General features: G+C 63.0%; 25 protein-coding genes. 7 read left to right on the top strand and 18 right to left on the bottom strand.

Annotated elements, in window-relative coordinates; all coding sequences use genetic code 11:
- Positions 1 to 25: 25 nt before the first annotated feature.
- The 15 genes from GBG68_RS00590 to GBG68_RS00520 form a co-directional block, all read right to left on the bottom strand.
- A complete protein-coding gene (locus GBG68_RS00590; RefSeq protein WP_152144034.1) occupies positions 26 to 1,282 on the bottom strand; it encodes a lipopolysaccharide biosynthesis protein in 1,257 nt (418 codons plus the stop codon).
- 97 nt (positions 1,283 to 1,379) lie between these two features.
- Positions 1,380 to 2,735, bottom strand: coding sequence for a hypothetical protein (locus tag GBG68_RS00585; RefSeq protein WP_193222162.1), 1,356 nt, complete (start codon positions 2,733 to 2,735; stop codon positions 1,380 to 1,382).
- 22 nt (positions 2,736 to 2,757) lie between these two features.
- On the bottom strand, positions 2,758 to 3,306 hold the full coding sequence (locus tag GBG68_RS00580) for a GNAT family N-acetyltransferase (RefSeq protein ID WP_152144030.1): 549 nt from the start codon (positions 3,304 to 3,306) through the stop codon (positions 2,758 to 2,760).
- Between the two features lie 9 nt (positions 3,307 to 3,315).
- The gene (locus GBG68_RS00575; protein WP_152144028.1) at positions 3,316 to 4,305 is read right to left on the bottom strand and encodes a hypothetical protein; all 990 of its coding nucleotides are present in this window, start codon (positions 4,303 to 4,305) and stop codon (positions 3,316 to 3,318) included.
- Positions 4,302 to 5,666: a DegT/DnrJ/EryC1/StrS family aminotransferase gene (locus tag GBG68_RS00570; protein ID WP_152144026.1), complete on the bottom strand. Its 1,365-nt coding sequence runs from the start codon at positions 5,664 to 5,666 to the stop codon at positions 4,302 to 4,304. Before GBG68_RS00570 ends, GBG68_RS00575 begins: the two co-directional genes overlap by 4 nt.
- Positions 5,663 to 6,613 (bottom strand): Gfo/Idh/MocA family protein, encoded by a 951-nt coding sequence (locus GBG68_RS00565; RefSeq protein WP_152144024.1) that lies wholly within the window; start codon positions 6,611 to 6,613, stop codon positions 5,663 to 5,665. Before GBG68_RS00565 ends, GBG68_RS00570 begins: the two co-directional genes overlap by 4 nt.
- Before the next feature lie 164 nt (positions 6,614 to 6,777).
- Positions 6,778 to 7,479 (bottom strand): cytidylyltransferase domain-containing protein, encoded by a 702-nt coding sequence (locus GBG68_RS00560; RefSeq protein ID WP_152144022.1) that lies wholly within the window; start codon positions 7,477 to 7,479, stop codon positions 6,778 to 6,780.
- A 90-nt stretch (positions 7,480 to 7,569) separates the two neighbouring features.
- Positions 7,570 to 8,595 carry a nucleotidyltransferase family protein gene (locus GBG68_RS00555; RefSeq protein ID WP_152144020.1) on the bottom strand — a complete coding sequence of 342 codons (1,026 nt, stop codon included), beginning with the start codon at positions 8,593 to 8,595 and terminating at the stop codon, positions 7,570 to 7,572.
- A gap of 51 nt (positions 8,596 to 8,646) precedes the next feature.
- Positions 8,647 to 9,702, bottom strand: a complete 1,056-nt coding sequence (locus GBG68_RS00550; RefSeq protein WP_152144018.1) for an N-acetylneuraminate synthase family protein — start codon at positions 9,700 to 9,702, stop codon at positions 8,647 to 8,649.
- 9 nt (positions 9,703 to 9,711) lie between these two features.
- Positions 9,712 to 10,575, bottom strand: a complete 864-nt coding sequence (locus GBG68_RS00545; protein ID WP_152144016.1) for a glycosyltransferase — start codon at positions 10,573 to 10,575, stop codon at positions 9,712 to 9,714.
- 150 nt (positions 10,576 to 10,725) lie between these two features.
- Positions 10,726 to 11,460 carry an acetyltransferase gene (locus tag GBG68_RS00540; RefSeq protein ID WP_413463299.1) on the bottom strand — a complete coding sequence of 245 codons (735 nt, stop codon included), beginning with the start codon at positions 11,458 to 11,460 and terminating at the stop codon, positions 10,726 to 10,728.
- On the bottom strand, positions 11,397 to 12,551 hold the full coding sequence (locus tag GBG68_RS00535; protein ID WP_152144012.1) for a LegC family aminotransferase: 1,155 nt from the start codon (positions 12,549 to 12,551) through the stop codon (positions 11,397 to 11,399). Before GBG68_RS00535 ends, GBG68_RS00540 begins: the two co-directional genes overlap by 64 nt.
- 8 nt (positions 12,552 to 12,559) lie before the next feature.
- Positions 12,560 to 13,540, bottom strand: coding sequence for an NAD-dependent 4,6-dehydratase LegB (locus tag GBG68_RS00530; RefSeq protein WP_152144010.1), 981 nt, complete (start codon positions 13,538 to 13,540; stop codon positions 12,560 to 12,562).
- Positions 13,541 to 13,621: 81 nt separating this feature from the next.
- Positions 13,622 to 14,494, bottom strand: coding sequence for a Wzz/FepE/Etk N-terminal domain-containing protein (locus tag GBG68_RS00525; protein WP_152144008.1), 873 nt, complete (start codon positions 14,492 to 14,494; stop codon positions 13,622 to 13,624).
- Between the two features lie 259 nt (positions 14,495 to 14,753).
- Entirely contained in the window at positions 14,754 to 15,908 is a 1,155-nt protein-coding gene (locus GBG68_RS00520; protein ID WP_152144006.1) for a DegT/DnrJ/EryC1/StrS family aminotransferase, read from the bottom strand.
- A 195-nt stretch (positions 15,909 to 16,103) separates the two neighbouring features.
- Here GBG68_RS00520 and GBG68_RS00515 point away from each other — a divergent pair, with 195 nt between their 5' ends.
- Positions 16,104 to 16,349: a type II toxin-antitoxin system CcdA family antitoxin gene (locus GBG68_RS00515; protein ID WP_152144004.1), complete on the top strand. Its 246-nt coding sequence runs from the start codon at positions 16,104 to 16,106 to the stop codon at positions 16,347 to 16,349.
- Complete coding sequence (locus tag GBG68_RS00510) at positions 16,349 to 16,648, top strand: CcdB family protein (protein ID WP_152144002.1); 300 nt, start codon at positions 16,349 to 16,351, stop codon at positions 16,646 to 16,648. The genes GBG68_RS00515 and GBG68_RS00510 overlap by 1 nt, the downstream gene beginning before the upstream one ends.
- A gap of 23 nt (positions 16,649 to 16,671) precedes the next feature.
- On the opposite strand, the gene GBG68_RS00505 is transcribed toward GBG68_RS00510, so the two are convergent.
- The gene (locus tag GBG68_RS00505; protein ID WP_152144000.1) at positions 16,672 to 18,090 is read right to left on the bottom strand and encodes an MBL fold metallo-hydrolase RNA specificity domain-containing protein; all 1,419 of its coding nucleotides are present in this window, start codon (positions 18,088 to 18,090) and stop codon (positions 16,672 to 16,674) included.
- A gap of 131 nt (positions 18,091 to 18,221) precedes the next feature.
- Complete coding sequence (gene ssb, locus GBG68_RS00500) at positions 18,222 to 18,701, bottom strand: single-stranded DNA-binding protein (RefSeq protein ID WP_152143997.1); 480 nt, start codon at positions 18,699 to 18,701, stop codon at positions 18,222 to 18,224.
- Positions 18,702 to 19,191: 490 nt separating this feature from the next.
- On the opposite strand from ssb, the gene tal reads away from it, so the two are divergent.
- From tal to GBG68_RS00485, 3 genes are read left to right on the top strand one after another with little or no spacing between them, the layout of a single operon-like run.
- The gene (tal, locus tag GBG68_RS00495; protein ID WP_152143995.1) at positions 19,192 to 20,319 is read left to right on the top strand and encodes a transaldolase; all 1,128 of its coding nucleotides are present in this window, start codon (positions 19,192 to 19,194) and stop codon (positions 20,317 to 20,319) included.
- Positions 20,320 to 20,337: 18 nt separating this feature from the next.
- A complete protein-coding gene (apaG, locus tag GBG68_RS00490; RefSeq protein ID WP_152143993.1) occupies positions 20,338 to 20,721 on the top strand; it encodes a Co2+/Mg2+ efflux protein ApaG in 384 nt (127 codons plus the stop codon).
- Positions 20,722 to 20,741: 20 nt separating this feature from the next.
- Positions 20,742 to 21,584 carry a symmetrical bis(5'-nucleosyl)-tetraphosphatase gene (locus GBG68_RS00485; RefSeq protein WP_152143991.1) on the top strand — a complete coding sequence of 281 codons (843 nt, stop codon included), beginning with the start codon at positions 20,742 to 20,744 and terminating at the stop codon, positions 21,582 to 21,584.
- 59 nt (positions 21,585 to 21,643) lie between these two features.
- On the opposite strand, the gene GBG68_RS00480 is transcribed toward GBG68_RS00485, so the two are convergent.
- The gene (locus tag GBG68_RS00480; RefSeq protein WP_152143989.1) at positions 21,644 to 22,849 is read right to left on the bottom strand and encodes an ABC transporter substrate-binding protein; all 1,206 of its coding nucleotides are present in this window, start codon (positions 22,847 to 22,849) and stop codon (positions 21,644 to 21,646) included.
- A gap of 166 nt (positions 22,850 to 23,015) precedes the next feature.
- Between GBG68_RS00480 and GBG68_RS00475 the strand changes: the two genes are divergently transcribed.
- Both GBG68_RS00475 and GBG68_RS00470 read left to right on the top strand, forming a co-directional pair.
- Positions 23,016 to 25,043, top strand: coding sequence for an acyl CoA:acetate/3-ketoacid CoA transferase (locus GBG68_RS00475; RefSeq protein ID WP_152143987.1), 2,028 nt, complete (start codon positions 23,016 to 23,018; stop codon positions 25,041 to 25,043).
- 324 nt (positions 25,044 to 25,367) lie between these two features.
- Entirely contained in the window at positions 25,368 to 26,447 is a 1,080-nt protein-coding gene (locus tag GBG68_RS00470) for a TRAP transporter substrate-binding protein (RefSeq protein WP_152143985.1), read from the top strand.
- Positions 26,448 to 26,470: the final 23 nt, after the last annotated feature.

Below are 26,470 nucleotides of genomic sequence, written 5' to 3'. Positions count from 1 at the left end.
CCCGGCAGGCCGGGGCGTGTGCCGGCTAGTACTCGGCACACGCCTCGGCATGAAGCCGCTGGATCAGCAGCCCATACAGAATGGCGCCGCCACATCGGACCGCCGCAAATGCAAAGGCGTAATGCACGAGACTGTAGCCTTGCACGTATAGAACGAGGAGCGCAGCACAGGCGGCGACAAGCGAAAAGACAGACGCGTAAAAAACCAGACGCTCCTTCGAGACAGCCATGAAGAACCAGTCATACAAGCTGGAGATCACCGTCACCAAGGTGCCGACAGCCACCCAAAGGACCACCCACAGCGTCTCGGCATCGGTATACGCGGGATAGAACGCGTTCAACAACTCGAACCCCCAGGCATAAGCTACCCCGCCGATGCTCAAGCCCATCACGACCAACAAGCCCGCCGTCAGGTTCACGCGCCGCAACAACTGAAGGACGTCGGCGGATGCGCCAAAACCGGCCAACCAGCGAGGCCCTGTGATATTGGTGATGAAGCCGACCAACATCACGGCCACCAAATAGAGAATCATCGCAAAGGAATATTTCCCCAGCGCCGCCACGCCAAGCGCGGCAGCAATCACCCAGCGATCGAGCGCAATCGACAGAGTCCGGATAAACATCGCCGCCATCAGTGGAAAGCCACTCTTTACAGAAGCCGCCAGCATCGCGCGCGCGCCAGCCGTGCGAGACGGCTTCGGGCCGCCGGCTACAGCCAGGAAAACAACAAAAATCAGCAGGAACCCCGCGATCTCGGCAGAAAGCACGCCTAGCGCGCCAAAGGCCGTGGAGAACATCGCGCCCAGGCCAAGCACTACCGCTGACTTCAGGACCAGCATGGAGGCGAATGCGAGATAACGCTGGGAAATTCGGAAATAGCCGTCAAGCAGGTTGAATTCGAAGGCAACCAACGCAAGCGCCGGCGCGAGCGCCAGCACCAGCGGGACCTTCATATCCGCGGGAAGCAGCAGCACCACGAGGAGGAACGCTGTGCCGACCACCGCGGTGGCAAGCCCCCCATACAGCATGGACAGGTTCCGCAGCCGGCGAGTCTGCTCCACCTCACCCCGCCCGTAGGCCAGTCCGCCGAGTTTCACCAAACCTTCATTCAGCCCGAGCCCGCCGGCATACATGATGAACACGTAGGTGGTCAGCACCAAGCTGTACAGGCCGAACTCTTCCGGGCTGAGGCGACTGGCAAAAAGCGCATACTTGCCGACGCCCAACAGAGCGCCGCACCCCATGAGCAGAAAATAGACCAGAACGCTCCAGCGACGCCGCATCAGCAGGCCACCTTCGCCGCTCGGATCATCAGGTACGCAACGCCCCCTGCCGGCTCATGCGGACGCCATGCACCGACAGGCTCGCCCTTGACGGCCATCACGGGGCGTCCGGCGGCGCGACCAGGCAGGTTTGTATCCAGGCGCCGACCCGTCTGGCCTGCGCGATGTCGTCTGCCCGGCCAGCATCAAAGCTGCCATCGTTCTTGAACTGCCCGGGCAATATGCCGGACAACAAATGCCGAATCAGATCACGCTGCTCGGCTGCCGTTATGGGGTTCGCCTCGGTCTGGCGGACGAATTGCAGGATATCGGCCAGCGGCGTCTGCAACGTGATCTTTTGGAACCTGGGCCCGGTCGCATAGTAAGGGGTGCAGGTCGTCAATACGGGCTTTCCGCGCAAGGCCGCCTCGAAGCCGACGGAGCCCGTCCATACCAACACGGCGCTCGAAAGCTCTATGCATTCTTGCCCCTTGGTAGGGGTAGGCGCGCAGATCACATCACCGCTCACCGCCTCCAGTTGCCGATAGAAGGCCGGCTTGCGGTAACCCCAAACCCCCGGATGCTCTTTGACAAGCAGGGTAAACGCCCCCGCAAGCCGCTCCATGAACTCCAGCAGACGACGCGGATAATCCACCATGGCGGTGTCTTCCGCCCAGTAATCGACCGTGGCTTCCGGAAAGTGTTGCAGCGGGATGAAAAGCACCGGTTTGCTGCTGCGCCGCAGTCTCTCCCGCCAATCCTCATCACCGAATGATCGTTTCGGAATCAGATGAGCATAGAGCTCGCGTGTTGTCTTGTAGGAAGACCAATAATGATAATTGTATCTCTGCCCCGTCAGCAGCCGCTTGAGCCCAAAGTACAGAACCCTCAAGTGATTGGACAGGTATATCCGAAAGTACGTCTTCGTCAGCGACGCCTTCAGCGGCACCAGGTTCTTCGGTATATAGCGGGCGTCGGTCAACAGGGACAGAACCTCATCTATCTCCGCCTCCTCCGGCGACCGGACCACCTGGAATTCGCCCCGTGCGCTGAATCGAAAATAATTGTTGACGAACGTTCTGATCAATCCGACCGCGAGCACACCTTGCCTGTCCGCTTCCTGAAAAAGGATATCGTGCAGGAACTGGTCGATCGACTCGCATATGATCAAGTCCGGCTTTTCCCGGAGCAGGACCTCTCGAATCGCCCCTCGCATGGCAGAACAATGCCGCCTGGCCTGCTCCGCGGGCAACGACCGCAACAGCCGGCAGCGGAGAATGGTCTCCTCGTCCCGTTCGTCAGGGTCATCCCCGCGATCCGCGGCGACATTGCGATAATAGGTCTCGACCAATCCGGTTCGATCCAGTTGGCGAAAGCCGCTGATGAACTGGATATCCGCGTCCGGCGACACGGCTTCGGCAATGACCTTGAACTGCTCCGCACACCAAGGTGCTACATGACAGAGAATTTTCATCGGGCCTGCTCGCTTGAGAACATCAGCGGTTCGCCTCCAGCCAGTTTCGCCGCAGCAATCCATACTCGATGATGTCCACGTAGGCGCCGTCCTTGAACAGGGCTTCCACTCGCCGCCCCTCTTCCTTCATGCCCAGCTTTTCTGCAAGCCGCTTCATCGCAAGGTTGGAATCCAGGGTGCCGCAATATACCCGGTGTAGATTCAAGGTATTGAAAGCATGGCTTATGAGCAGCCTTCCGGCGCTGTGCATCAGCCCCTTCCCGCGAAACCCTGTCTCACCCAGGACAAAAGCCACTTCCGCGTTCCGGTCCACCCAGTTCAGGTTCTGCAGGCTGATGTTGCCGACGTGCACCGAGGCCTCACGGCACTCCACGGCGAACACCATGATGGAGCTGTCGTTGGCAAGGCCGGCGACGTAAGCCTCCAGCTTTTCCCGCGTCATCGGCCAGCGCCCATGCGAGTTGTGGCGCACCACCTGGGGATCGTTGAACCAATTCAGATAGTTCCCGTCGATATCGGCTATCGTCAGCGGTCGCAGAACCACCCTTTCGTCACTTAACAGCTGCTCCATCGGTACCCTCTAATTCTTCCGTATGTCATCCAACGCGGCAGCCAACGCATCGACCAGTTCATGGTCCGTGTACACCTCGGTCCACCCCCCTTCCCGCCAGCCAGCAAGAGGATCGGCCGCACCCGCGCGCAACAAGCTCAGCAGGCGTATTACCGGCCTGCCCAGCAAACGGGCCTCGATCATCGAGTTTGAAAAGAAACCGATTACCGCCGCCGCCCCATGGGCCAACAGGTTGAAGTCGGCTTCTCGGACATAAACCAGGTTTTGCTCAGCCGTGGCGGCCAGCTCACGCTCAAAGAGCGCATGATGCTGATTGGGATGTCCTTTGACCACAATGGCAACGTCACCCCTGCCTCGCGCTCGCCTGGCCTTGATCAAAAGCCGCAAGCCGTCGAGCTCATCGAATCCGTAGGTCTTATCCAGGTTGAAGCTGGAGAGCGGCTCTGGCGCATAGAGCAGATACGGCACGGCCGGATCGACCCCGATGGAGGCAAGAAAACCCTCCATAGCGACCTTGGGACGCCAGGCCCGCAGATACTCGTGGTAGGGGTTGCCGACAACACACACGCGCTCAGCCGGCAAGCCTTCCCGATGCGCGACCCGGCCGGCCTGCTCATCGATCACGGCGATTCGGTCAGGAAGAATTCGTCGCGCACCGCTTTGAAAGCGAGCCGCCATGTTCGTCCAATGATCGACGAAGGAGATCGACGGCACTTCGACTCTCGCCGCGGACTCGATCAGCTCGAGCTCCAGCCCCGTGGGCACCGACGTCCCGGTGAGAAGAATATCCTTGTCCTTCAACCAGTCCTGGGCAGCCCGGGCCGGCCAGGGCTGCACCTTGCAGTCGAAATCCTCGTAGAAGCCGTGCTTGCGATCCGACACGGCCGTGATCGTTGCCGCAGCCCGCCCGTAGGCACTCAGATAGGCCAGCACCGCCTTGGCGCCGGCGGGGTCACCAAAAGCCGCCAGCACGCGTCGATTGGCTATCCAGTCGCTCACTCCGGCTTCACGTAATCATCTATGGCTTTCACCGCGTCATAGACGCCGGTTCCCGCCTCCAGTTTTGCGTCCCTCAACTCGCCAATGTTGCTGACCACTTTCTCGATGGCGTCGGCGAAATCCGCCACATCGGACTTGCTCATGCCTTCCCGAACCAACGGGGACAGCAGCAATTCCTTTTCGTACAAGCGCTCCACCACCGGGCACAGCCCCTTCGGATACTCGTAGGCAACGTCCGGGTTCATGTTGAACGGAAAGCCCTTTCGACCGATGGCAATCCGCTGCTGGTAGACGGGGTTCAGATACAGCGGCTTGACGTATCCCTCGGCCAGGGGCGTGGTATCCCAATAGCGCGGCCGCGGCAACTCGGCCAGCACGGCCCTCAGGAATACGCTGCGCGGCACGCCCAAGACGTTCTCATCGTAGCGCAGCGGGTACATGTAATAAGCGTGTGTGCTCCCGGGCTCGAGCTTTTGTATCGTCAGACCCGGCAGCGACTCCAGCCGTTGATCCAGATATAGACCGAGCTGCTTGCGATGCTCCAGCATGGCCGGCAGCTTCTTGAACTGCTCGGAGGCGATCGCCGCCTGCAGCTCGGTAAATCGATAATTGCTTCCTATGGTGTTGGAGATATCTTCCACGCCATAGGCTTCGGTCGCATTCTCACCGTGATTTCGAATCAGCTGGGAACGCAAAGCCAGCTGATCATCGTTCGTTACCAGCAAGCCACCTTCACCGGTGTGGATATGCTTGTGAAAGTTCAGGCTGAATCCGCCTATGTCGCCGATCGCGCCGACAGGCTGGCCACGGTACAGCACGCCCGGGGCCTGGGCCGCGTCCTCAATGACCTTTAACCGATGTTTTCTGGCGATCGCCATGATCGAATCCATGTCGGCCGGATAGCCGAACAAGTGCACCACCACGATAGCGCGCGTTCTGGGCGTGATGCGTGCTTCGATCGAGGCGGGGTCCAGGCTGTAGCGGGTCGGGTCTATGTCCGCGAATATGGGTATGCCGCCATAGAACAGCATGGCGGTCGAGGTGGCGGACATGGTGTAGGGCGGGCAAATGACTTCATCGCCCGGTTCGATCCCGATCGCGCCAGCAGCCACCTGCAGACCAGCGGTCCAGGAGTTCACGCTGATAGCGTGCTTGAACCCGTATCGGCTCGCCCAGGCCGACTCCAGGTCGCGCACTTCCTTGGCGCCGTTGAAGAACTCGCCGGCGGCGCCAACGAAGCCCGACAGCACATCGGAATCCAGCACCCTGAGGGCTGCCGCCTTCTCTTCCGGTCCCATGGAGACCCGATTGGGAAAATCCTTCCTGCGAACGGGGTCACCACCCAAAATCGCCAACTTCATCGTTTGCTCGCTCTTTTCAAGATGGAAAACACGGCTTTGGAAAGATCGACGCTTTCCATGAAATTGTCAGCCAAAGACTCATCCGACAGCATGCGCTGGGCATGTGCCAACACATGGGTCATATGCTCACTCAACACGCCCGACCAGACCTCGGTGGGCGATAACGCCGGGTAGTAGCCGGCTGAGGAATCGGGAGCCGACAGGAACTCTACCCTATCCCCTCCGTCCCGTAAGACGACGACGTGGCGACCGCAGTACAGCGTCATCTCGAAGTGAGAGAACCTCGCACCGACCAGGCCGACGAAAATGACCTGCATGCCGTGCCACTGGCAGCTGACGGTCATCGTAGGATCGGCGGGAAACTCGTCCGCCACCGCATTGAGCACGACCGGCTCGGACGGCTCGAATGGCTGCCCAAAGACGACAGCCAACAGATCCATGGCATGGACCGCATTGTTATGAAAGCCGCGCTGATACGTCACCACCACCGTGCGACACGGATCCGCGCCTTGCAGCTCTTCAACGCGCTCAGCCAGCTCCTTCACGCGGGGCTGGAAGCGGCGATGAAAATTCACCATGACCCTGGCCGCGCTGTCTTGGTACTGCGCCGCCAGCAGGTCCAAGGCTTGGGGGTCTGAATCAACCGGCTTTTCACAAATGATCAAGCCCGGCGGCTTGGCAAACAGGGACGACAGGTAATAGGAATGGGTTGGCGTCGGGGAGCTGACCACGACCAGATCATACTGCTCTACCGGCAGCTCATCCCATTGGGATAACGCCTTTGCCCCATAGCGTTGCGAGAGGCGATGAACCCTGGCCGGATCCTGATCGTAGGCGGCAAACTCGATACCCAGCGTATGGAACGCCTTGGCATACGTCCGGACATCCGGGGAGTTCCAGTCGTAGAAACCCCCGATATTACCGCAACCAATCAACAGTGCTTTCATTGCCTAGCGCTATCCGTTCTTGACCAGCCCTTCTTGACGACCCCTGTCCCGTCCAGGCCCACCCGAAGCGGCCACGGGCGACAGCCTGCCGCGGCTGCGATCAGGGAGTCCCCGCGGCCGGCCCGGCCACAGGGGCTCACCGCCCCGGCGCTGCAGCCAAACTGCTATTGCTGTTGCCGAAGTGCGGCACAGGCTTGCGCCATGAGCAGATCGTCCCGGTCGTCGATGTCGACCGCCGATATCCAGTGCAGTGGCTCAAAGCGGTGGTCGTCCATATAAAAGGTCTTGTTCTCCAGAAAGGCGTCCCGCTCTGCAAGCCACAGCGCACCGGTCGGGCAGTAAAGCGCCTCCAGGTCCTGGGAGCGCGCTTTGAGCGCTTCCGGGAACAACTGTTCGGGCCGGCCGGAGTCGGCCAATTTGACTGCCCACCAGGGGTTCATCCAGCCGAAACGAAAGCAGCTGATCTGGGATGGGGCCGTCGCCTGCTCGAAAGCCGTCATACCCGCCCGTATATCTTCTGCGTTCCTGAGAGGGCAATTGGCCATCAGTTGCGCCACGACATCGTATCGGCAACCCCAATACGCCTCGGCCTGCAGCAGCGCGGCATGGGTGGCCAGGCTGGTCGGCGAATGGTCATCGTTCGCGCGCTCGCGAAGAAACGGGACTTCCGCGCCATAGCGCCTGCCCACATCCGCGATAGCCTCGTCATCCGTGGAGACCAGGACCCTGTCAAACACGCCCGAATCGAGCGCGGCCTCCACCGACCAGGCCAGCATGGGCTTGCCGGCAAACTCCATGATGTTCTTGCCCGGCAGACGCTTTGAGCCCCCACGAGCCAGTATGATGGCGATACGCTTGCGACTCATCCAGTCAACCCTCCAGAAACACTGCTCACGCCAGCGGGACGGTACCCCGCCTCTCTGATCGAACGCTGTTGTGCCCGGGTGCTGCCCATCCTAAAGCGGCAGATCCCGATTGGCCTTTTGTAGATCCTCACGGCGACCGACATCCAGCCAATAATCCTCAATACGATAGACGCCTGCTTTTCTACCCGAACCAACCAGGCATTCAAATAACGAGGGCATGTCGTAGAACGTGTCGCAAGGAACGAGATCGAGCACCTCGGGGTCCAACACGTAAATACCGGCATTGACATCAAAAGCCAGCTCCGGCTTCTCCTGCAAACCGGTAATCATGTTGGAGGCATCGGTTCGAACCACCCCATAGGGCACCTGATAGCTGTGCTGGCGCACGCACATGGTCGCGACTCTCGCGGATGCGATATGCGTCGCCAGCACATGGCTAAAATCGACATTCGCCAGGACATCGCCGTTAATAACGAAAAACGGGCAGTCCAACGCAGCGTCAATAAGACTCAACGCCCCAGCCGTGCCAAGACGCTTCGATTCCACCACATAGTCGATCTTGACGCCAAAGCGACTGCCGTCACCGAAGTAGTCTTGAATTACTTCTCTTTTATAATTGACGCAGAAGATAAACCGCCTGAAACCATGCTCGCTGAACATTTCCACCAGGTGCTGGAGCATCGGCCGACTACCGACCGTCAGCATTGGCTTCGGCACCTCTTTGGTCAGCTCACCGAGCCTGGAGCCCAGACCGCCGGACATGATCACAACCGTGTTGTCACGGCTGACGAACTCCACATCGTCCAGCGAGAACACCCCGCTGAAACGTCCCGCGGCATCCACCAGCGGCATGTGGCGTCGGTGCAAGGCCTTGAGGCGTAAAACGATCTCTCGCTGGGAGGCTGAATCGAGCATCGTTTCGGGCGACGTATTGATGATGTTGAGCAGGCGATCCTCCTTGCGCAGCACGGCTCGCCTGATGTCCCCATCGGTGAGGATGCCCACCAGGCGGCCCGTCGCCTCAACCATCGCCAGAAAGCCCACGCCACCTTGATCGAGCGCCTCGATAGCCTCTTTAAGGGTGGTTTCCTCAGTCAATACCAGCGAGTGTTTCATGGCTGCCTCTCCAGATACGATCCGGGCCGCGCAGGCTGTCGAACGATGCTTTTAAACCAGATCCTGCCAGCTGAGAATGGCATCGCCATCCAGCGCCTGCTTCAAGGTCCTGCCAATCAGATACTTCGCCTCGTTCGGTGGAATTCCCGTGGCCGGGCGCTTGAAGGCCAGGTCGTCTGCGGTCAGCACATGACCGGCCTCCAGCGCATGGCGGGCCACGACGCTACGCCGAAACTTCAGTTTCTTCTGCTCCTCGGCCGGTGAGACCGTTCGCCGGTGTGAGCCCAGTGACAACGCGATGTTCCTGGACTCCGCGCAAATGATGCGCATTTCCTCGGGATCTGCCGATATCTCATGATCCCAGCCCGGTAGATCCTTGTCCGTGGTGAAATGTTTCTCAATGACACAGGCGCCCAGCGCTACCGCCGCCAACGGCACGGAGAAGCCAATGGTATGATCGGAGAAGCCCACCGGGTAACCGAACGCCTGCTGCAGGGTGGGGATGTTGTTCAGGTTTATATCGGCATATTCGGGCGGATAGATGGATATGCAGTGCAAGGGAATTATCCGGTCATTGCCTTGCGCCCGGATCGTCTCGATCGCGGTCTCTATCTCGCCCAGCGTGGCCATGCCTGTGGAAAGGATAATCGGCTTCTGAAAGCTTGCCGCGTAGCCCAGCAAGTCCAGATTATTGATATCCATGGAGGCGATCTTGAAGAATTCCACACCCAAATCAGCCAGCAGATCGACCTCTTCCCGGGAGAAGGGAGACGAGCAAAAGTCGATCCCGATGGTGTCGCAGTAGGCCTTCAGCTCTCGATGCTGATCTTCCGTCAGGTAGTATTTCTCCACCATGCTGCGTAGCGAGCCAAAGTGCTTCTTGGGGGAATCCGTATAGACCTGGTTGCTCTGGTACTCGGATTCGGAGATCAGGGATTCAGGCGTCCACGACTGGAATTTAGCGGCATGAGCACCACAGGCCTTGGCGGCCGCGACCATCTCCTTCGCCAGGTTCAGGTCACCATTGTGATTCGCGCCGATTTCAGCGATCACGTAGGGCGCGCCACCAGCGCTGATGCGAAAATCTTTTGTCAACTGCAGTTCCATATCAATTCCTTACCTTATCCACTCCCACCACAAGGGATCCCTGCCCTTCGAAACCTTGGCTCTATGATGCCTTTCGGCCAGATAATCGGGATTCCCTGGAAGACGGTTGTGGAGTTCATCGAAAGAGTGATCGAAAGCCGCCATCGTCTCATCGAAGCGCGCCACATGCCGGTAGTGCAGATGTTTCACACGTACGCCATGGGCGTAGTCGCCGGGGCTATCGCCAGCCAGACTGGCGATGTTCGATCCGTGCTGCCGGTAATACGTTACCGCCCCGGCGGTGTAACGGGCTGCTGCGCCATGGAAAAGAAGCCAATAATAGATATACCAGTCAGCCGCGACGACCTCGTTCGGTACAGATAGCCCGGCCAAGCGCCGCAGCGCGACCGCCGTGTTGGAGAGACCGAAGAGGTTCTTGTCTTCGATGAATCGCCGATCGATCTGCTGGCCATCTACCAGTCGCCGTGACAGATAGTGGCGTGCAAGCTCGTCCTCCCCCTGCTCATCCACCAGGGTCAGCTCGTTCACCACCACATCTGACGTACCCAGCCCATCCAGGGATGCTTCTACCCGCTCGGGCGAAAAATAATCGTCACTGTCACCAAAGATGGCCGCTTGGTAACCCTGCGCCAGCAGATAGCGGATACCCGCTTCACGAATCTCGGCGGGTGTCCCGGAGGCGGGCTTCAGCGTGATCGCCAGGCCGGGGGGCGCAGCGCTCAGAATCTCTTCGGCATCGGGCAGCCCATCGTCGAAAACGACCAGATCAAAGCGCCGGTAGCTTTGCCGTCCGAGAGAAGCCAGAAAGTCCGGGAGGAAGGCCCCCATTCCCGGGTACACAACCGTGAAAAAAGCCGCCTTGTTGCCTCTCATAAAACTTCTGTACACGGCAGCGTCGCTGGCCGCGCCCTCCTGGCAGGCATCCGGCGTGCCCGCGCTCGCCCGCCCGACAACCGATTTGCCGCCGATCCCAAACCGCTCATCGACAGTTTCCGCGACGCATTTCGACGTTAGGACCGGGGGTCATAGTGACTTCGGCTGCGTGGAAGGGGACGCCGTGCCCGTGCGCTCGCGGGCGGGAGAGCCGTACACCCGCCGCCCCGCGGCAACGTCCCGGTTGACTATGGCACCCGCGGCCACCATGGCGCCCGGGCCCACCGTCCGGCCCGGCAGCACGACCGCCCCCGCGCCGATAAACACCCCCTCACCCAGGTCCACGGCGCCACAGAGTATCGCACCGGGCGCCACGAACACATGAGCCCCCAAGCTGGCATCATGCTCGATAATGGCGCCGGTATTGATCACCACGTTGTCCGCCAGGGAGGCCGCCGCCTGCACCACGGCCCCCGCCATGATCTGGGCACCGGCGCCCAGTCGGGCAGAGCGAGCCACCAAGGCGCCAGGATGGCGTACTTCGGTAAAACTGAAGCCCCGCCGCGTCCACTTTTCATAAACTGCGCGGCGCAAGCCGGTATCCGGATTTGCCCCCAGGCCATTGACCAGTTGCACATCGTCAGGGCCAGCGTTCTCCAGCCAATCATCGGCACCCAGTATTTCCAGGCCGTGGGGGGTGACGCCCATCGCCATGGCAGGATCCAGCGCCCCGGCAACCTCTCGCCCTGCGCATGCCAAGGCGTCGACCAGGACACGGGCGTGCCCGCCCGCACCCAGAACGACTACTCGCGCCCTCTTGCTCAAGTGCGCGCCTCGTTGGGCGGCACGCTGCTCGGCAGATTCACCACCCGCGCCTCCAGCCACTGTGCATTGGCCAGATCGCCCCGCAGACAACCGGCGTACATCGGCAAACGGTTCATCAGCCGCCAGATCGGGCGCGTCATGATGCCGGCCTCATTGGTCGCCTGCAGCAAGGCATCACGCTGCTGGTGGTCTTCGCACAACACCGCGTTCAGCCAGTAATTGCTGCGACAGCCCTCCGGCTCGCGAATGAATTGCACGGGGCTGGTCGCCAGCTCCGCCTGATAATCGGCGGCAAGGCGCCGCTTGGCGTCGACGAAGGTTTCCAGCTGTTCAAGCTGCGCGCAGCCCATGGCGGCATTGAGATTCGGCAAGCGGTAATTGTACGCAAGCTCGTCATGCACGTATTCGTAGGGGTGGGGCTGTTTCGCGGTGGTCGTCAGGTGCTTGGCACGGCGGCCGAGATGCTCATCCGCCAGCAGCATACCCCCGCCCCCGGTCGTGATGATCTTGTTGCCATTGAAGCTCAGGGCCCCCAGCTGCCCCACCGTACCGGTATGACGGCCCTTGTAGTGGCTGCCCAAGGACTCAGCCGCGTCCTCGACCAGGACCAGCCCCCACCGTTGGCAGACGGCCAAGACGCCATCGAGATCCACCGGGTGGCCAAACGTGTGCATCGGCAAACAGGCCTTGACTGCCCGCCGATCGGCCTTGAGCCGACACCGGCCTTCATCGTCGAGGAAGGCATGCTCCGTGAGCCAGGCTTCCAGCGCGACCGGCGAGAGCCCCAGCGTATGACGATCGACATCCACGAACACCGGCTCAGCACCGCAATACCGGATGGCATTGCAGCTGGCGACAAAGGTCAGCGGCTGGGTCAGCACCAGATCGTCCGGGCCGACCCCCGCCAGGCGCAAGGCCACGTGAAGTGCGGCGGTGCCATTGACGGTCGCAACCGCGGACGGGCTACGCGTGTAGGCGGCCATCTCCCGCTCGAACCGATCGACATAGGCGCCGACGCTGGAGACAAAGGTGGAGTCGATCGTTTCAAGCACGTAATCGCGCTCTTTCCCTGCAAACACCGGGGCGTGCAAGGGAATGAATTCCTGCGTCTGGAATTGCTCGCGGACGAAGCGTATCAGCGGCTTGAACATGGCATCGCTCAGACGTTGTAAATGTCGGCTTTATACTTGGCCAGGTTCGCCGGCTGGACGAACCAGTCGATGGTTTTCTGCAGGCCGGCACGAATGTCGTATCTGGGCTCGAACCCGGCCAACTCCCGGATCAACCGATTGTCGCCCCACAGCCGGAACACCTCGGACTTGCCCGGCCGCAGGCGCTGGGAATCGGTCACGAACTCCACGTCGCTGCGCATAAGCTCTCGGATTATTTCCAGCGTATCCCCTACGGAAATCTCGTAGTTGGAAGCTATATTGACGGTCCGCCCTATCGCCTGCTCGCAACGCGCGAGCGCCAGAAACCCCCGGCAGGTGTCCTCCACGTAATTGAAGTCGCGGGTCGGGGAGACATCGCCAAGCTGGATCTGCTTCTTGCCGCTGGCGATCTGGGCAATGATCGTCGGAATCACGGCACGTGCCGACTGGCGCGGGCCGTAGGTGTTGAAGGGCCGCGCCACCGTCAACGGAAGACCGAAGGCGTTGTAGTAACTCATCGCCATGGCGTCGGCGGCTATTTTCGAAGCGCTGTAGGGAGACTGGGGCTGGAGCGGATGCGCCTCGTCGATCGGCACATACTGTGCCGTGCCGTACACCTCGCTGGTGGAGGTGTGAATGACCCGCTCGACACCATTATCCAGCGCGGCCTGGCAGATGTTGAGCGTTCCCTTGATGTTGGCATCTACATAGCTGTCGGGCGCCACATAGGAATAGGGTATTGCGATCAACGCCGCCAGGTGGAAAACCAGATCGACATCCTTGGTGATATGCCGGCAATAATGGGGATCGCGGACATCGCCCGTCAGCACTTCGATGTCCTTCAGGCATTGGGCATCCTCCAACCAACCCCAGTAGTTGAAGGAATTATACTGAGAGAGGGCCTTGACCTGATAACCCTCATCGACAAGCAGCTCGGTAAGATGAGAGCCGATAAAACCGTCGGCGCCGGTAACCAGTACTTTCTTCATTCAACAGCACTCACACAAGCTTCACAGTATCATCGGCTTCAAGCTATCGGACGCGGCGGCAAGGCATGGAGATGCCTCGCGTCATTGCCTGCCCCCGGCCCCTTCGGCGGCACGGGCAGCGCTACGCAGACGCGCTTTTTGCAGAAACTCCACGAACAAGGCAATGGACACGCCCAGCGCCCCCCCCAGGCCCAGGGCAATCAGAAGAACCAACACCGGCTGTGGCCGCACGGGCCGCACGGGCAGCGTCGGTTCACGGATTATCGACGCCGAGTAGGTGGATTGACGCGACAGGGACAAGGCGAGCTCCGCGCGGCGCTCTTCAAGAGACTGCAGGCTAGCCTGCAGCCCCGCGCTTTGCAGCACCAGCAATGCTCGGAGCGCTTCGTCCGCTCCGTCGGCGACAACCGCCACCTGATGGGCAGCCAATAGCTGCTTGAGCATTGAAAGCTGGGATTCCACCCTATTGAAGGCCGCGCGCTGAATTTGAAGGACCGAGCCGAACTGCTGCTCTTGTGCCTCCAGCAGCTTTCTCGCCACCATGGCCAAGTACGCCTGCGCCTCGTCGGGTGATTGACCCAACGCCGTGATCACCAAGGCATCACCGCCGCTTTCGTCCTTGGACACGCTTTCCAGATATGGCCTAGGACGGTCGGGGTCGCCAACTTTGTAACCTTCGCGCAGCCCCATAGCGGTGACTTCGAGTGTAACCACCGGCACGCCAGCCACCTTGGACAGCTGTACGACGCTCCGACTCTCGTAGACAGGCGGCACAAGAAAGAGATAGGCACCGGCGGCCAATAGCACAACGACCAACGCGCCAATGATCCACCAACGACGACAAACCAGTACTTCCCACAGATCAAACAGGCTGATCTCGTTGTCGTTCCAGTTATCTGGCAAAGCACCGGCCTCGGTGGGAAGACTGGCACCGGAGAGTTGAGAGGAGGACATACAGCTTCTATTCCCGTTGCGGCTGGCTGTTCGACTTCCCGGACGGCGGACTGGCAGCCCAGCATACTTCGGTGATACCCAAGGGCCGGGCGCGCCGGCGTCCAAATCCGGTGCGCAGGTTAACAAGAATCAAGCGCAGTGGGGAGAGACGGGTGCCGCCAATGCGGAGCGATCGGGCTTGTCATGGTGTTAAACATCACTGCGCCGAGGCCAGCCAAGCCCCGAACCGCCTCGGCCGCGCAACCCAGGGAGACACTGATCACGCAAGGGCGGCGATAACCTGCTGCTGATCCACCTCCTGGATATAAGGGCCGAATGGCAGACTGAGCACCTGCTCTGCGATGCGCTCCGCATCCGGCAAACTACCCGGACGATACCCCAGACCAGCATAAGCCGCCTGCAGCGATAGCGGAATCGGGTAATAAATAGCGCTGGGCACCCCTATCGCATCCAGTGCCGCTTTGCGCTGATCCCGCCCCTGCACAAAGCGCAGCGTATACTGCGCCCACCCCGACACATAGCGGGCCGGCAGCGTCGGCGTAACCACTTGGGGCAGCTGCTCCTTGATCAGGGCCGTGTAGCGGCCGGCGTTTTCCTGACGTAACGCCACCTCGTCCGCGAACAAGCTCCACTTCGCCAGCAACACCGCCGCCTGCAGCGTATCCAGCCGCGCGTTCAGCCCAATGCGCACATTGTCGTAGCGATCCGCGCCTTGGCCGTGCACCCGCAGGGAGCGCATGACTTCGGCCAGTTCTGCGTCGGCGGTGAACACCATGCCGCCATCGCCGTAACCGCCGAAGGGCTTGGCGGGGAAGAAGCTGGTAGCCGCGGCATCGCCAAAGCTGCCTACCCGGCGCTCGCCGATGGCACCACCGAAGGACTGGGCGGCGTCTTCAATGAGCATCAAGCCTTCCGCTTGGCACAGGGGCTCGATGCGTTCGTAGTCGGCAGGCAGGCCGAACAGATCCACGGCAATCACCGCCTTGGGGGTGAGCCCCTGGTCAAGGATCTTCTGGGGCACGGGGTAAAAGCTGGCATCACCCTCGCGCACCGCCTGAATGGCGGCCTGCAGCTGCGTCGGGTCAATATTGAAGGTGTCGGGCTCGATATCGACGAATATGGGCGTGGCCCCCAGCAGCGAGATAACCTCGGCGGTAGCCATGAAGGTGAATGGCGTGGTGAACACCGCATCCCCCGGCCCGATACCGCGGGCGAGCAGGGGCAGGATCAACGCGTCGGTGCCCGAGGAGCAGGAGATCGCGTGGGGCACGCCGACGTACTCGGCCAAGGTTTCTTCCAGCTCCGCGACCTCGGGGCCCATAATGTACTGGCCATGGTCCAGCACCCGCTTGATGCGCCGGTCCAGATCCTCGCGGATCAGGGCTTGCTGGGCGGCCAAGTCGACGAACTGCATGGGGGCTCCTGCGGCGGTGTGGCGGCGGATGTTGGCGGCTACTTTAGCGCTACAGGAGTGGGAGGCAAAGCGACAACACTGCGGAGCGGGAGCGGCATGCCCGGCAGGCGCGGCTCAACGCTCCTTTTAAGCGCAATTGATGCCCACCGGACATGCGCATATAATCGGCGCATCACTCCGCGCGAGATCATGCCCATGTACACTGCTGAAATCACCAGACCCTCCCGCAGGCCAACGAATCTATCGCTGGACAACGCTCTTCTCAAAGAGGCAAAGGCTTTGGGAATCAACGTCTCACGGGCCGCCGAGGCGGGGATCGCGGAGGCTGTGAAGCGATACAAGCAGGAGAGATGGCTGAAAGAAAACGCCCAGGCTGTGGCAAGCTCAAACGCCTACGTGGAAGCGAACGGCTTGCCGCTCGCGCGGCACCGTCAGTTCTGATGGCCCGTTTCGACATCTTCGAGAACGAGGGGGGCGCCGGCTACCTGCTGGACGTTCAGTCTGACCTGCTCAGTGGTCTGAACACCCGGGTTGTGGTGCCACTTTTGCCCAGAGCCTCCGCACCGTCCCCTGCCCAGCGGCTGAACCCCGTGTTTAGCATCCAAGGCCGGGAGTTCGTTATGGCGACACAGTACATGGCTGCGGTACCGGGGGGCGAATTGCGTTCTGGCGTTGGTAGTCTTGCTGAAGAACAGGGGGAAATTTCCGCCGCTTTGGACATGCTGTTCTTGGGTTTTTGATACGGACCGGTGGCGGCCGCGCGTCACGCCATGTGATCTTCCGCGCGGGTAACCCGTAGCGGTTCGCCCCGGGCCCGCGCCTGGCGCTGCAGCTCGGCCTGCAGGGTGCGCTGGGCGGGGACATCACCATGAATCAGCCGAACCTCCTCCGGACGATGGCCCATGCGGCCGATGAAGTTCAGCAGATCCTTCTGATCGGCGTGGGCCGAATATCCCGACAAGCTCTCCACCCGAGCGCGAATCTCATACCGCCGCCCATCCAACACCACCCAGCCCCCGCTCGGCCCGTAGCGCTGAATATCCCGCCCCGGCGTGCCGGCAGCCTGGTAGCCGACGAACAACACCGCATGGCGCGGGTCTTCCAGCATGGCTTTGAGATAATTCACCACCCGCCCCCCGGCGGCCATGCCGCTCGCCGCCAGCACCACGGCCGGCCGCCCGGTGCGGGCCAGGTAATCCACGGTCTGCAGATGCTCGGCGTGGCTGTCCACGGTATAGAGGTTGTCGAAGCTTAAGGGGTGCCGCCCGGAGCGCACCCGGGCGTGGGCCTCGGCGTCCCAGTACGGCTTGAGGCGGCGATAGGAGTCGGTGAAGCGCGCGGCCAAGGGGGAGTCGACGATGATCTCCAGACCCTGCCAGCGCGGCTCGCGCGCCCGGTGGATCAGCCCTTCCAGCTCGTAGAGCAGCTCCTGGGTGCGCCCTATGCTGAAGGCGGGAATGATGACCGTGCCCTGATCGGTCAGCGCCCGGTCGATGGCGCCGCGCAGCCGCTCGCGACGTTCGGCCCGGCCCTCGTGGCGGCGATCACCGTAGGTGCTCTCCAGCACCACCACGTCGGCCCGCTGCGGGGATTTCGGCGCCGGCAGCAGCGGCGCATGGGGTGCGCCCAGATCCCCCGAGAAGACGATGCGCCGCTCGCCACCCCGCTCATGGTCCTGCACGTCGATTTCCACATAGGCCGAGCCCAGGATATGGCCGGCGCGCTGCAGGCGGACTCGCACCCGCTGGCGGGCATCATCCACCAGGGTGTGCCATTGCTTGTAGTCCAGCGGCAGCAGGCGCTCGCCCACCTCGGCGAGAAAGCGCTGGATCAGCCGCGCATCCCGGGTAAAGCCCACTTTCAGGGCATCCTCGATGACCAGCGGCAGCAGCTCGGCGGAGGGGCGGGAGCAGAGAATCGGCCCCTGGTAGCCGGCGGCCAGCAGGTACGGCAGGCGCCCCACGTGGTCGATGTGCACGTGGGTGACGATGAGCGCGAGCAGGTCATCGAGGGGAAAGTCGATGCGGTGGCGGCTGAGGGTGTCCTGCCCGCCGGCCTCGGCGCCCTGGAACAGGCCGCAGTCGATGAGCAGGGCCCGGTCGGCGGCGATCTGCAGCCGGTGGCAGCTGCCGGTGACGCCCTCGGCGGCGCCGTGGTGCAGGATGCGGGGGTACCCGTCCATGGGTAATCCTTTGTGGTGTTGTTGTGGGCGGGATGGCCCGGGATTATCGCCGAGGGATCAACGGCGGTAGATCCCTCCGCCTCCCGGCAGGAGCGGCCCATGGCCGCCCCTGCAGGAAGAGGGGGCGTCCGTCAGAACGGAATGTCGTCGTCGAAATCCGGCTCCGGCGCGTTCTGGGCGGGGGCGGGCTGCTGGCGCGGGGCGTCGTCATAGCCACCCGACTGCTGCTGGGGCCGGCTCTGGCCGCCGCCACCCATGGGGGCGGAGCCGCCGCCGCGGGAATCGAGCATCTGCATTTCGTTGGCGACGATCTCGGTGCTGTAACGGTCCTGGCCGTCCTTGCCCTGCCACTTGCGGGTGCGCAGGCTGCCTTCCACGTAGACCTTGGAGCCCTTGCGCAGGTACTCGCCGGCGATTTCGGCCAGCTTGTTGAAGAACACCACCGTGTGCCACTCGGTACGCTCCTGCTGCTCGCCGGTCTGCTTGTCGCGCCAGCTCTCCGAGGTCGCGATGCGGATGTTGGTCACGGCCGAGCCGGAGGGCATGTATCGGGTTTCCGGGTCCACGCCCAGGTTGCCGATCAGGATGACTTTGTTCACGCCTCTGGCCATGGCGAATACTCCCTTGGATTATCGAATGCGGATGGGCAGGTACTTTATAGGGTAGGGGCGGGAGGGGGAAGGCTTAAACCGGGTCGAGCTCCGGGCAGCAAAGACAATCGCGGCCAAGAGCCGCTCCTGCAGGCCGGCGCCATGCCCGCCACTGCAGGAGCGGCTCTTGGCCGCCATCTCCCGAATCTTCCGGATACCGCTCAGATATGCGGCATCAACAGGGTCACCGCCGTGGCCACGGCCACCACCACCGTCAGGGCGGCGAGCGGGTCCGGCCGGCGAAATCGCGGCTTGCGCTGCAACATGGAAAACCTCCCAAGGCCTTGTTCTTGTTGCGTAAACGGCAAGAACACCAAAGTTCCCAAGGCTTTTCAAGAGTCTCCAAACAGCGACAGCCCGAATTGCGACTTGCATCGGGTTCATGCCACGGCGCGCAACGGGTACAATGCACGCCTCTTTCATGCCCCAAGCCACCAGGCAGAGATACCCCATGAGCACTGCTAACCCCTTGAAGAAACTCGGCGAATTCGGCCAGAGCATCTGGTTCGACAATATCCACCGCGATATGCTCCGCGCGGGCCTGCTCGCCGAAATGATCGAGCGCGACGGCCTCAAGGGCGTCACCTCCAACCCGACGATCTTCGAGAAGGCCATCACCGGCAGCGCGGCTTACGACGAAGCCATTGCCAGCGCCGTGCGCGCCAACCCCAGCTGGGACAGCGAGGCGCTGTTCAACCACCTGGCGGTGGAGGACATTCGCGCCGGCGCCGATGAGCTGCGCGGCGTGCACGAGGCAAGCGCCGGGCGCGACGGCTTCATCAGCATCGAAGTCTCGCCGCGCCTGGCGCGCGATGCCGCCGGCACCGTGGCCGAGGGCCTGCGCCTGCATGCCTGGATCGACCGCCCCAATGTGATGATCAAGGTGCCCGCCACCACCGAGGGCCTGGAGGCCATCGAGGCGCTGACCCGCGAAGGCATCAGCGTGAACGTCACCCTGCTCTTCGCCGTGAGCCGCTACGAGGAAGTGGTGGAAGCCTGGCTGCGCGGCCTGGAAGCACGGCATGCCGCCGGCAAGCCGCTGGCGCACATCGCCTCGGTGGCGAGCTTCTTCGTCAGCCGCGTGGACAGCGCGGTAGACAAGGCGCTGGATGAACTGGGCGTGCAGGATTTCCAGGGCCGCGCGGCCATCGCCAATGCCCGTGCGGCCTATCGCCACTTCCAGCAGGCCTTCAGCGGCGAGCGCTGGGAGGCGCTGGAGGCCGCCGGCGCGCAGCTGCAGCGCCTGCTCTGGGCCAGCACCGGCACCAAGAACCCGGCCTACAGCGATGTGCTGTATGTGGAAGAGCTGATCGGTGAGCACACGGTAAACACCGTGCCCCCGGCCACTTACGAGGCCTACCGCGATCACGGCGAACCCGCCGCGCGCCTGGCCGAGGATCTGGACGAGCCGGCCCGCATTCTGGCGACCCTGCGCGGTTACGGGGTGGACTTGGCGGCGATCACCGAGACACTGGAGCGCGACGGCATCCAGGCCTTCGTGGATTCCTACGACAATCTGCTCCGGGCCCTGGAGGACAAGGCCGCCCGCCTGCTGTCCGACCGCCAGGCGGCCGGCTGAGCGGCGACGCTTGACTCCATGAGCGAGGACACCAAATACAGTATCCGGGTACAGGTGGAACCCAGCTATCTGGAGGAGCAGTCCCGTCCAGAGGACGACCGCTATGTGTTCGCCTACACCGTGACCATCACCAACACGGGCAGCCTGGGGGCGCGACTGGTCAGCCGGCACTGGATCATCGCCGACGGTGACGGCCGCGAGCAGGAAGTGCGTGGCGAGGGCGTGGTGGGCGAGCAGCCCTGGCTGTCGCCGGGCGCGGTGTACCGCTACACCAGCGGCGCCGTGCTGGACAGCCCCCTGGGCAGCATGCGCGGCAGCTATACCCTGCAGGCGGAGGATGGCCGGGATTTCCAGGCCCCCATCCCCGCCTTCACCCTGGCCGTACCCAGAACCTTGCACTGAATCGGGCGAACGAGGCTGTCGTGGCCATATATGCCATAGGCGACATACAGGGCTGCTACCGCTCGCTGCGGGCGCTGCTGGAGCAACTCCGGTACTCGCCCCAACGCGATGAGCTCTGGTTCACCGGCGATCTGGTCAACCGCGGCCCGGACTCCCTCGCCACCCTGCGCTTCGTGCGCGATCTGGGCGAACGGGCCACGGTGGTGCTGGGCAACCACGACCTGCACCTGCTCGCCGTCTGGTCCGGCCATGCGCGTCTGAAGCGCGGGGACAGCCTCAGCCAGGTGCTGGACGCCCCCGATTGCGATGAGTTGATGCACTGGCTGCGCGGGAGGCCGCTGCTGCACCACGACGCCGAACTCGGGGCGGTGCTCACCCACGCCGGGCTGCTGCCGGCCTGGGACCTGGCCACCGCCAGCGCCTGCGCGACGGAAGTCGAGCAGGTTCTGCGGGGCGAGGCTTTCCCCACGCTGATGGCCAAGCTCTACGGCAACGAGCCGGACCAATGGTCGGAGGACCTGACCGGCCACGAGCGGCAGCGCTTGATCGTCAATGCCTTCACCCGCATGCGTTACTGCGATGCCCATGGGCGGCTGGCATTGCGACACAAGGGCGCGCCCGGGAGCCAGCCGGAAGGCCTGATGCCCTGGTTCGAAGCGCCCGGGCGGGCGCACAGGCGCGAGGATGGGACGATCGTGTTCGGCCACTGGTCCACCCTGGGGTACGTGGATAGACCGGGGATTCTGGCGCTGGATACCGGGTGCCTGTGGGGCGGGCAGTTGACCGCGGTGCGACTGGATGGGCCACAACGGGAACGGCACAGCCTGCCTTGTGAGGCGGCGATGCGGCCCCAGGCCGGGTGATTTCGGAGAGCAAGAGATCGCGGCCAAGAGCCGCGATTTCCTTACCCTGAACGCCCTCTTCAAATATGCGGGCACCCACCCTCTTCCATCGGCCGGAAGGCATCCTCACCCGGGGTCACGGCGATCACCTTCAGATAATCCCAGGCCCGCTGGGATTCCGACGGCTTCTTCACCTCCACCAGGTACATATCGTGGATCATGCGGCCGTCGGCGCGCAGATAGGCGTTGCGGGAGAAGAAGTCGCTCACCGGCAGCTCCTTCATCTTCGCCACCACCGCGCGACCGTCATCACTTCCCAGGGCCTGCACAGCCTTCAGGTAATGCATCAGCGATGAGTACACGCTGGCTTGCACCATGGTAGGCATGGCGCCGGCGCGGGCGTAGAAGCGCTCGGACCAGGCGCGGGTCTGTTCGTCATAATTCCAGTAAAAGCCGGTGGTGAGCTTCAACCCGCCGGCCACATACAGCCCAAGCCGGCGCACATCGGTGATGAACATCAGCAGCGCGGCCAGATCCTGGCCGGTGTGGGCGAGCCCCAGCTCGTAGGCCTGGCGCACGGCGTTCATGGTGTCACCGCCGGCATTGGCCAGCGCCACCACCTGAGCACCGGATGCGCGGGCCTGGCGCAGGTAGGGGCCGAAGTCATCGCCCTTGAAGGGGTGGCGGACGGCGCCAAGCACCGCGCCACCGGCACTCTCCACCACCGCCCCGGTATCCCGCTCCAGGCTGTGGCCGAAGGCATAGTCGGCGGTGAGGAAGAACCAGCGGTCCTTGCCCTCGCGCACCATGGCCTGGCCGGTGCCCCCGGCCAACGCATAGGTGTCGTAGGCCCAGTGCACACCCAGTGGCGAGCAGTGCTTGCCGGTCAGATCCGAGGAGGCCGCCCCGCTGTGCAGCGCCACCACATTGTGCTCGTGGGCGATCTTCTGCAGCGGCAAGGCGGTGGAGGAACTCACCATTTCGGCGAACACGTCCACGCCTTCCTCCACCAGCTTCCGGCCCAGACGGGCGGCCACCTTGCCGTCGCTTTGGTGGTCGCGAACAATCAGGCGCACCTTCGCGCCCAGCTTCGGGTATTGCTCGCGGAAATCCTCGATGGCCATTTCGGCGGCGATGACCGCGCCCTGGCCGGCGATGTCGGAATAAATGCCGTGAAGATCCGTGAGCAGGCCCACCCGGACCTCGTTATCGGACAGTTGCGCAGCAGCGGAAGTGGCGCACAGCAGGGTAGCCGCGGCCAGTACGGTAGAGCAGACACGTCGCATGGAAGCCTCCAGCGGGAAACGCTTGTTTTTCTTTTTCGCCCCTGAACACGCAGCCTGTATGGTTATAGTTATGCGGTAGGCGCGCGCGCCTGGCCTTTGGATGCGTGCTTCACGCATCATCCACCAGGCACGGCGCACAGTTCAACCCCGGAGAACAATAAAAGCCATGAGCGCGAAAAACCCCGTTCAGCAGAAACACCCCCTTTTCCAGCAGCCGGCCCAGGCCAATGTGCGACCCAACAAGCTGGTCAGCGCCGCCGAGGCCGTCCGCCTGATCCGCGATGGCGACACGGTGGCCACCGGTGGCTTCGTCGGCATCGGCTTCGCCGAAGAAGTGGCCATCGCCCTGGAGCAGCGCTTCCTGGATGAGGGCGCGCCGCGCGATCTGGGCCTGGTCTATGCCGCCGGCCAGGGCGATGGCAAGACCCGGGGCCTGAACCATCTGGCCCACGAGGGCCTGGTGGGCCGGGTGATCGGCGGCCACTGGGGCCTGGTGCCGGGGCTGCAGAAACTCGCCAACGACGAGAAGATCGAGGCCTGGAACCTGCCCCAGGGCTGCATCAGCCATCTGTTTCGCGACATCGCCGCCCACAAGCCGGGCACCCTCACACGCGTCGGCCTGGACACCTTCGTGGACCCGTTGAACGGCGGCGGCAAGCTCAACGCCCGCACCACCCGCGATCTGGTGGAGCGGCTGGAGATCGACGGCGAGCCGTACCTGCTCTACAAGGCCTTCCCCATCCAGGTGGCGATCCTGCGCGGCACCACCGCCGACCCGGACGGCAACATCACCATGGAGCGCGAGGCCCTGGTGCTGGAGAACCTGGCGCTGGCCACCGCGGCCCGCAACTCCGGCGGCATCGTCATCGTGCAGGTGGAGCGCATGGCCGAGCGCGGCACCCTGGACCCGCGCGCGGTGAAGATCCCCGGCAGCCTGGTGGACTGCGTGGTGCTCGGGCGCCCGGAGAACCATTGGCAGACCTTCGCCGAGGCCTACAACCCGGCCTTCAGCAGCGAGATCCGCGTGCCCATGACCTCGCTCGCCCCCATGGAGCTGACTGCCCGCAAGGTGATCGCCCGGCGCGCCGCCTTCGAGCTGCGCCCCAACGCGGTGGTGAACCTCGGCATCGGTATGCCCGAAGGGGTCGCCAATGTGGCCAACGAGGAGCGGATTCTGGAGTACGTGACGCTGACCGCCGAACCGGGCCTGATCGGCGGCCTGCCCGCCGGGGGGCTTAACTTCGGGGCGGGCAGCAACATCGCCGCGCTCATCGACCAGCCCAGCCAGTTCGACTTCTACGACGGCGGCGGGCTGGACATCGCCTTTCTCGGCATGGCCCAGGCGGATGCCCGGGGCAATGTGAATGTCAGCCGCTTCGGCCCGCGTCTCGCCGGTGCCGGCGGCTTCATCAACATCAGCCAGAACGCCAAGCGGCTGGTGTTCCTCGGCACCTTCTGCGCCGGCAAATGCCCGCTCACGGTGAGCGACGGCGCGCTGCACATCGGCGAGGGCGAGCAACTCGGCAAGTTCCTCGCCCAGGTCGAGCAGGTGAGCTTCAGCGGCCAGCGGGCCGCAGCCCTGGGCCAGCCGGTGCTCTACATCACCGAGCGGGCGGTGTTCGAGCTGGACGAGCGCGGCCTGCACCTGCGCGAGATCGCCCCCGGGGTGGATCTGCACCGGGACGTGCTCGCCCACATGGCCTTCGAGCCGATCATGGACGAGCCGCCCAGACCCATGGACGCGCGCATCTTCCGCCCCGAGGCCATGGGCCTGGACCAGCAGCTGCTGGAGGTGCCGCTGGAGAGCCGGCTGATCTATGACGCCGAGCAGAACCTGCTGTTCATCAACTTCGAGGCCTACGCCATCCGCGAGCGAGCCGACATAGAGCGCACCCGCCAGGCGGTGGAAGCCGTGGTACGGCCGCTGGGGCGCAAGGTGCGGGCCATCGTCAACTACGACAATTTCACCATCCGCCCCGACCTGGTGGCCGACTACGCCGATATGGTGAGCCACCTGGTGGCGCGCTACTACGCCGATATCACCCGCTACACCACCAGCGCTTTCCTGCGCATGAAGCTTGGCGAATCCTTGCGCACCCGCGGGCTTTCCCCCCATATCTTCGAGAGTGGCGAGGAAGCCCAGGCGCACCTGGGAGCGCCGGGGCGCGGGAGCAAGACGGGAAATGAGCGCTGAGCAAGCCGGGCTCGGGTGGAAGATCGGGGGGAATCGCCGATCACCCCCCGGCAACCCCTTGCATGACGCGGCGCGAGCGGGGTATCGTGAAATTCGGCCTGCAGCACACGTATATAACAACTACAACCGCAGCGCCCAGCCCAACCCTCGCCGGGCACATAGCGATTGGACAGGCAAGCCGCGTCTTGCCGATGGAAAAATGACAAGCAGCCGATCCGTGCATGTGTCCAGACAAGACGAAATCCATCCATGCCACGGCTGCATCGTTTTCGTATGCGTCAAACCTGACGTTTTTACCGCGAGAGTGAGGAGAGGAACCCCCCAATGAAGAAAAGCATGATGAGCAAACCGCTGGTTGCCGCCGCCGTAGGCAGCGCCCTGCTGCTGGGCGCTGTCACCGAGGCCTCCGCCGACCGCCTGCGCTGGCGCATGCCGATGACCTTCTCGTCCAACCTGCCCGCTCTGGGCAGCCCGGCCGCCTGGACCGCGGACCGTCTCAAGGAGATGAGCGGCGGCGAGATCCAGATCCGCGTCTCCGAGCCCGGCAAGATCGTGCCGCCCTTCGAGATCCTGGAAGCCGTCAGCGAAGGCAAGGTAGAAGCCGGTTACAGCTGGATCGGCTACGACCAGGGCAAGGTGCCGGCCGTGCCGCTGTTCGCCGCCGTGCCCTTCGGCCTGAAGCCCTGGGCCTTCACCGCCTGGTACTACGAGGGCGGCGGCCATGAAATGCTGCAGGACGTGTACGCCAACAAGGGCTACAACGTGTATGCCAACCTCTGCGGCATCATCGGCCCGGAAACCGCCGGCTGGTACCGTGAGCCCATCAAGTCCCTGGACGACTACAAGGGCCTGAAGATCCGCTTCGCCGGCCTGGGCGGCAAGGTGCTGGAGAAGCTGGGCGCCTCCGTCACCATGATGCCGGGCGGCGAGCTGTTCCAGGCGCTGGAGAAGCGCACCATCGACGCCACCGAATTCTCCCTGCCGGTCATCGACCAGCTGCTGGGCTTCGACAAGGTCGTGAAGAACAACCTGTACCCGGGTTGGCATCAGACCTTCACCGCCCAGTACATCCTGGTCAACAAGGATAAGTGGAACAGTGCCAGCGATGCCCAGAAGGCGATGATTCAGACCACCTGCCAGGCCGCTACCCTGCAGGGCCTGAACGAAGGCGAGTGGTTGAACCCGGACGTGGTCGCCGGCTTCAAGGACAAGGGCGTCAACGCCGAGCAGCTGCCGCTGAGCGTGCTGAAGGAGCTGCAGGACCTCAGCAACGAGGTGCTGGCGGAAGAGGCTTCCAAGGACGCCGATTTCAAGCGCGTGTACGAGAGCCAGCAGGACTACGCCAAGAAGTACGAGCGTTACTTCCAGCTGGGCTACCTGCCCAACGAGCTGTACCAGGACTGATTCCGATCGGAACCCTGAACAGT

Origin of the sequence: Alkalilimnicola sp. S0819 (assembly GCF_009295635.1) — a bacterium.
In the GTDB taxonomy this organism is placed as follows: domain Bacteria; phylum Pseudomonadota; class Gammaproteobacteria; order Nitrococcales; family WHIW01; genus S0819.
The sequence above is the reverse complement of the archived record's forward strand: the minus strand, read 5'-3'. Positions and strand labels throughout refer to the sequence as shown.